The following is a 5442-nucleotide window of genomic DNA, read 5'->3' on the forward strand; positions in this document are numbered from 1 at the left end:
GTCAGGAAAGTTTCCTAACAATTCCCGTCGCATTCATTGACGCGAACATGTCGCCTCGCCAGGATTCCCCCGAACGGTCCGGCACCCCCAAGCCAACCGAGGAGACGGCCATGTCACCCAACCCCCGCGTCAAGCGCGCCATCCTCGTAGCCGCGGGCGCGTCCCTCGCGCTCATCGGCGGGGTCCTGCTCTGGTCCCCCGCAGGGAAGGCCGACGCCTCTCCCACCCCCGCCGCGTCGGCGGGGTTCACGGCGGTCGCCGCCGGGGACATCGCCGAGCAGTGCACCGCGAGCAGCAGCGGCTGCAAGCACCCCAAGACGGCCGCGCTGGTGCAGCAGATCAACCCGTCCTTCGTGATGACCATGGGCGACAACCAGTACGACGACGCCCGCCTGAAGGACTTCAAGAACTACTACGACAAGTCCTGGGGCGCCTTCAAGAGCAAGACACGGCCCGTCGCGGGCAACCACGAGACCTACGACCCGGCCGGAGCCCTCGCGGGATACAAGTCCTACTTCGGCTCGGTCGCCTACCCCGACGGCGAGAGCTACTACAGCTTCGACCAGGGCAACTGGCACTTCATCGCCCTGGACTCCAACAGCTTCGACGACGACGAGCAGATCGACTGGCTCAAGGCCGACCTCGCCGCCAACGGCAAGAAGTGCGTGGCCGCGTACTGGCACCACCCGCTGTTCTCCTCCGGCGAGCACGGCAACGACCCCGTCAGCCGCCCCGTCTGGAAGCTGCTGCACGCCAACAAGGCCGAGCTGGTGCTCAACGGGCACGACCACCACTACGAGCGGTTCGCGCCGCAGGACCCGGACGGCAAGGCCGACGCGAACGGCATCGTCGAGGTGCTCGGCGGCATGGGCGGCGCCAACCCGTACAAGATCGAGGAAGTACAGCCCAACAGCCAGAAGCGGCTCACCAAGACCTTCGGCGTGGTCAAGCTGAACTTCACCGACACCGGGTTCTCCTGGAACCTCGTCGCCACGGACGGCTCGACGAAGGACTCCAGCCCGTCCTACTCCTGCCACTGAGCCGCGCGCCATGTATCTGGCAACCACCGACGCGGTCGCCAAGGCCTCGGAGAAGTCCGGGGCCGTGCGCGGCCGCGTCGCGGGACCCGTGCTCGCGCTCGGCGCGGTCAGCCTGGTCACCGACATCTCGTCCGAGATGGTCACGGCCGTGCTCCCGCTCTACTTCGTCCTGCAACTGGGGCTCTCACCGCTCCAGTTCGGCTTTCTCGACGGGCTCTACAACGGCGTCACCGCGCTGGTGCGCCTGGCCGGCGGGTACGCCGCCGACCGCGGCGGACGCCACAAGCTCGTCGCGGGGAGCGGTTACGCCCTCTCCGCGCTGTCCCGCCTCGGCCTGCTGCTCGCGGGCGGCGCCACCGCGGGCATCGGGGCGGCGCTCGCCGCGGACCGGATCGGCAAGGGGGTGCGCACCGCGCCGCGGGACGCGCTCATCTCGCTGAGCGGCCCGCCCGAGACGCTGGGCCGCGCCTTCGGCGTGCACCGGGCGATGGACACGACGGGCGCGCTGCTCGGGCCGCTCGCCGCGTTCGCGCTGCTGTGGGCGACCGCGGACGCCTACGACGCCGTCTTCGTGGTGAGCTTCTGCTTCGGGCTGCTCGGCGTGCTGCTGCTGGTGGCGTTCGTGCCGTCGAACAGCCCGGCACGCGCGCGAGTGACGTCCACGCCAGAAGCGGCCTCCAAGGCCAGAGCGGCCGCTACGGCCAAAGCGGCCTCTACGAAGACGTCGAAAACGCCGCGGACAGCGCAAACGCCGCCCGGAAGCAGAGCCCTCGACCTGCTCCGGGTCCCCGCCTTCCGGCGCGTGCTCGGCGCCGCCTCGCTGCTCGGCGCGGCGACCATCGGCGACGCGTTCCTCTACCTGCTCCTCCAGCGGCGGCTCGACTTCGCCGTGGCGTGGTTCCCGCTGCTCCCCCTGGGGGCCGCGGCGGTCTACCTGCTGCTCGCGGTGCCCGCGGGGCGGCTCGGCGACCGCATCGGCCGCCGGGTGCCCTTCCTCGCCGGACACGCGGCGCTGCTCGGCGCCTACGTGCTCCTCCTCGCGCCCACCGACGGCAGACCGCTCCTCGTCGGTGTCCTGCTCCTGCTCGGTGTCTTCTACGCCACCACCGACGGCGTCCTGATGGCCCTGGCCTCGCCCGTCGTGCCGCGCGAACGCCGCGCCGGAGGCATGGCCGTGCTCCAGACGGGCCAGGCCCTCGCCCGGCTCGTGGCCGCCGCGGGGTTCGGCGCCGCTTGGACCCTGTGGGGCGTCGGCACCGCCCTGACCTGCGCGGTCCTCGCACTGGCCGGTGCGCTGGCCGGAGCGGCGGCCCTGCTCGCCCGTACCGAGAGGCCCTCCCCCTCATGACCGGACCCACCCTCGCTCGCTTCCTGCGCTCGCGCGTCGTCGCGGTCGCCCTCGCCGCCTGCGTCCTCGCGGGCGTCGCCGTCGCGTACACCCTGCACGCCGCCCACCGCGCCGCGTCGGCGGACACCGCATCGGAGTTCGGCCTCGMCCGGGGGCACCTGTACTTCCGCAGCACCGGGGCGGGGGCGGGGCACGTCGCGCGCGTGCCTGCCTCCGGAAAGCCCGTGACCGCCTCCGGCAAGGCGGCGCGGACCACCGGCGGCCCCTCCTGCGAGCGCTTCTACGCCGCGGCGCGCACCGCACTCTGCCTCCAGCGCCGCCCCGGCATCCCTCCCAGGTCGTACGCCGTCGTGCTCGACGACCGGCTCCGAGAGAAGCGCCGGATCGCGCTCACCGGCATCCCCAACCGGGCCCGGGTCTCCGCCTCGGGCCGGATGCTGTCCTGGACGATGTTCGCCACCGGTGACTCCTACGCGGGCACGTCCTTCTCCACCCGTACCTCGATCCTCGACACCCGTACCGGCTACCTGATCAAGAACATGGAGGAGATCCCCCTCACCCTCGACGGACGCCGCTACCACTCCCCCGACGTCAACTACTGGGGTGTGACGTTCGCCGAGGACGACAACCGCTTCTACGCGACCGTCTCGACCAAGGGCAGGACCTACCTGGTGCGCGGCGACATGAGGAAGTGGGCGGCGACCGCCCTGCGCACCAACGTCGAATGCCCCTCCCTCTCCCCCGACAACACGCGCATCGCCTTCAAGAAGCGGGTGCGCCAGGGCACCAAGGACCCCTGGCGGCTGTACGTCCTGGACCTCCGCACGATGCGCGAGCACCCCGTGGCCGAACGGCGCGGTGTCGACGACCAGGCGGCCTGGCTGGACGACGGCACCTTCGCGTACGCGCTGCCCGGCCGCGACGGACGCAAGCAGGACATCTGGGCGGCGCCCGCCGACGGCTCGGGCAGACCTGAGCTGCGTATCGCGGGCGGGAGTTCACCGGCGGCCGTCCGCTGAGGCGGCCGCCGCGGCGAAAATCGGATGCGGTGGCCCCCCGGGGCCCCGCATGATCCGCCCATGGCCCTTCCGCAACGCACCGTCGTGCCCACGCTCTTCCCGCCTCCCGGCTACGCCCACGCCGCCGTGGTCGAGGCGGGCACCCGCCTGGCCTTCATGGCGGGCTCCGTCCCGCTCGGCCCGACGGGAGAGCTCATCGGCGAAGGGGACGTCGCCCGGCAGACGGAGCAGGTCATCGCCAATCTCGACGAGGCCCTGCGCGCGGTGGGCAGCGACCTCTCACAGGTGGTGGCCAGCACGGTGTACGTGGTGAGCGACGAGCCCGCGGCGCTCAGCGAGGCCTGGGACGTGGTGAGCGACTCCGCCCTGCACGCGGGCCCGCACACCTCGACGCTGCTCGGCACCAGCTGCCTCGGCTATCCGGGCCAGCTCGTCGAGATCACCGCCACCGCCGTCGTGCCCGACCGTGCGGGAGAGAGCGCGTGACCCCGCCGGTCGGACTGCGCCCGGCCACCGGTTCCGACGGTGCCGCCGTCGCCGACGTCTACCTGCGTTCCTACGACGCGGCGCTGCCGAGCGTGCGGCGGGCCCACACCGACGACGAGGTACGGGACTTCTTCACGCATGTCGTGGTGGCCCGCGGCGGGACCTGGATCGCGGAGGCGGCGGGCGAGGCCGTCGGGATGATGGTGCTCGAAGGCGATGAGCTGAGCCAGCTCTATCTCGCCCCCGAGTGGCGCGGGCGCGGCATCGGCGACCGGTTCGTGGCGCTGGCCAAGGACCGCAGCCCCGAGGGGCTCTCGCTCTGGACGTTCCAGGTCAACGCCCCGGCCCACCGTTTCTACGCCCGCCATGGCTTCACCGAGGCGGAGCGGACGGACGGCTCGGAGAACGAGGAGCGCGAGCCGGACATACGCTTCGTATGGCGCCCCGCGGCGGAGACGCCGTCCGGTGCTTAGGCCTTGGGCTCCTCCGGCTGGGTCTTGGCCCGCTGTGCCAGGCCCAGCGCGTACTCGGGCCACCACTGCCCGGCCTTCGGCCCGCCGCGGCACGTGCCGTCGGACTCGCCGGGCCGCTTGATCCACAGATAGGCGTCGAGCGCGGCGTCGTCCGTCTTCGTGGTGGGCGGGGTGCCGAGCGCGCGGCCCGGCGGATTGCACCAGGCGTCCACGCCCGCGTAGGGGCCGTTGCCGTTGCGGCTGCTGTCGACGACGAAGTGCTTGCCGCCGCCGAGTGCCTTGGCCAGGCGGTGGCCGTACGCGGCGCTGGCGGCGTCCGTGTAGTGGTTGGCGACGTTCAGCGCGAAGCCGTCGGCCGCGGCGATCCCCGCGGCGCGCAGCGGGGCGACCAGGCGGTTCTCGTCGGGAATCCAGCCCGCGTTGCCCGCGTCGAGGTACACCTTGGTGTGCGGGACCCGCTTCAGGGTGCGTACGGCGTGGGCGAGCAGGGCGTAGCGCTCGGTGGCGACGGCGCCCTCGCAGCCCGCGACCATGTGCGCGACGGCGTCCGGTTCCACGATCACGTACCCGCCGGTCGTGCCGAGCCCGGCCGCGAACGCCTCGATGTAATCGCGGTACCGCGCGGCGTCCCTGGCGCCGCCCGCGGAGTACGCCCCGCAGTCGCGGTGCGGGATGAAATAGGCGACCAGGACGGCGGTTCGGCCCTGCTTCGACGCCGCCTCCACCTGGGCCCGCACGGCGGCGCCGGGGGCGTCCTCGTTCATCCAGACGGCCTGCGGGCGCCCGGCGATGCGCTCGATCGCGCGGGCGTCGTCCAGCTTGCCCTGGCGCCGCCACTCGGCGGCCTGCCGGGCGGCGGCACTGTCCGGTTCGACCCAGAAGGCGCCCGCGCCCTCCCGCAGCGCGGGACCGGCGTCCGCGCTCCCTCCTGCCGCACGCCCGGTGCCGGTGCCCGCGTGGCCGGTCGCCGCGTGGCCCATCGCCGCGTGGCCGGTCGCCGCCGCGCCCAGCAGGAGTCCGGCGGCCAGCACGGCGCGGGTGAGCAGGCGCGGACGGCGTCGGCGGAGGAGGGAGCG

The 5442-nt window shown here is 73.0% G+C and carries 6 protein-coding genes; 5 read left to right on the forward strand and 1 reads right to left on the reverse strand.

Translation table 11 applies throughout. The annotated features are described in order from the left end of the window. The first annotated feature begins 110 nt into the window (after positions 1-110). Genes AB8Z36_RS30655 through AB8Z36_RS30675 form a run of 5 tightly spaced genes read left to right on the forward strand, consistent with a single transcriptional unit; the run spans position 111 to position 4366 of the window. Positions 111-1040 (forward strand): metallophosphoesterase family protein, encoded by a 930-nt coding sequence (locus tag AB8Z36_RS30655; protein ID WP_369216650.1) that lies wholly within the window; start codon positions 111-113, stop codon positions 1038-1040. Positions 1041-1050: 10 nt separating this feature from the next. Further along, positions 1051-2388, forward strand: a complete 1338-nt coding sequence (locus tag AB8Z36_RS30660) for an MFS transporter (protein ID WP_369216651.1) — start codon at positions 1051-1053, stop codon at positions 2386-2388. Further along, positions 2385-3407 (forward strand): hypothetical protein, encoded by a 1023-nt coding sequence (locus AB8Z36_RS30665; RefSeq protein ID WP_369216652.1) that lies wholly within the window; start codon positions 2385-2387, stop codon positions 3405-3407. The genes AB8Z36_RS30660 and AB8Z36_RS30665 overlap by 4 nt, the downstream gene beginning before the upstream one ends. A 60-nt stretch (positions 3408-3467) precedes the next feature. After that, positions 3468-3893, forward strand: a complete 426-nt coding sequence (locus tag AB8Z36_RS30670) for a RidA family protein (protein ID WP_369216653.1) — start codon at positions 3468-3470, stop codon at positions 3891-3893. Then, the gene (locus AB8Z36_RS30675; protein ID WP_369216654.1) at positions 3890-4366 is read left to right on the forward strand and encodes a GNAT family N-acetyltransferase; all 477 of its coding nucleotides are present in this window, start codon (positions 3890-3892) and stop codon (positions 4364-4366) included. Before AB8Z36_RS30670 ends, AB8Z36_RS30675 begins: the two co-directional genes overlap by 4 nt. On the opposite strand, the gene AB8Z36_RS30680 is transcribed toward AB8Z36_RS30675, so the two are convergent. Beyond that, on the reverse strand, positions 4363-5412 hold the full coding sequence (locus AB8Z36_RS30680) for a glycoside hydrolase family 6 protein (protein WP_440582041.1): 1050 nt from the start codon (positions 5410-5412) through the stop codon (positions 4363-4365). The genes AB8Z36_RS30675 and AB8Z36_RS30680 overlap by 4 nt on opposite strands. Between the last annotated feature and the right edge of the window lie 30 nt (positions 5413-5442).

Source organism: Streptomyces flavofungini (assembly GCF_041028215.1).
Classification (GTDB): Bacteria; Actinomycetota; Actinomycetes; order Streptomycetales; family Streptomycetaceae; genus Streptomyces; species Streptomyces flavofungini_B.